This window comes from Pseudomonas sp. WS 5011, from assembly GCF_012985775.1.
Lineage (GTDB): Bacteria > Pseudomonadota > Gammaproteobacteria > Pseudomonadales > Pseudomonadaceae > Aquipseudomonas > Aquipseudomonas peli.
Genome location: NZ_JAAQXA010000076.1, coordinates 1 through 1,097, shown reverse-complemented (window position 1 = coordinate 1,097; position 1,097 = coordinate 1). Strand labels below are relative to the sequence as shown.

Annotated in this window: 1 protein-coding gene; it reads right to left on the bottom strand. The window is 60.4% G+C overall.

Going from position 1 to position 1,097, the window contains the following annotated elements; genetic code table 11:
* The coding region (gene istA / locus HBN63_RS21575) for an IS21 family transposase (protein WP_170050844.1) at window positions 1–989 on the bottom strand (989 nt) is incomplete at its 3' end.
* Between the last annotated feature and the right edge of the window lie 108 nt (window positions 990–1,097).

Sequence of the window (1,097 nt, the reverse complement as noted above, 5' to 3'; positions counted from 1 at the left end):
CGGTTGCGCCCGACACTGACCAGGCAGGTGCTGGAGACCCGCGCAGGCCGCTCGACGTAACCGTCGAAGGCCGCGGGCATAGGCATCAGTTCGGCGCGCTCCAACTCCAGTACCTCGGCCACACTGAGCCCGCTGTATTGAGGGTGCGTCAGCTCGTTCCAAAGCGCGCGGCAGCGCTGGCCCAGCCAGGCATTGAGTTCCTCGAAGGAGTGAAACTGGCAGTCCTGGGCGTCTAGCCAGATACGCCTGCGGCTGTCTTGCACGTTCTTTTCAACGATGCCCTTTTCCCAACCAGCGGCGACGTTGCAGAAGTCCGGATCGAACAGGTAATGCGCGCACATCACCGCAAAGCGCGCATTCACCGCCCGGCCTTTGCCCTTATTGACCTTGTCGACGGCGGTCTTCATGTTGTCGTAGATGCCCCGGCGCGGCACGCCGCCCAAGGAGCCGAACGAGCGTGTATGGGCGTCAAATAACATCTCATGGCCCTGGCTCGGATACGCCACAAGCCAGAACGCACGGCTGGCACACAGCTTCAGATGTGCCACCTGCATACGCCGGTAAATGCCGCCGACCAGCAAGCCTTCCTCGCTCCAGTCAAACTGAAACGCCTCGCCAAGAGCAAAGGTCAGCGGCACAAAGGCCTGCGACGCCTTGCCCTGTCCCCCTCGCCAGGCACGGATAAACGCGGTGAGCTGGCTGTAGCCACCGTCATAACCTTCGGCTTTGATTTGCGCCAACAGCGCCTTGGCACTGCGCCGCTGTTGCTTGGGCCGCAGCGAATCGGCTTTTAGCGCCTGCTCCAGCGTGGCGTGAAAAGGGCTGAGTTTGTTGAAGATCGCGCGGCGTTGGTAGACCGGCGGCTTGGCCTCAGGTGCTCTGACCCACTTGCGAATCGTGTTGCGCGCCAACCCGGTGCGCTTGGCTATCTCATGCAGCGACAGCTTGTCGCGGAAATACATCCGGCGGATTTTGCCCATCATTTCCATACTGATCACCCTGTGTTCTCCTGCTCAAAAATTGAGCAGAAGCAGTTGAACACCTGGGTCAGTTTTCAGTCGGCAGAACAGCCTCTACTGGGTCAGTTTTCGGTCAGC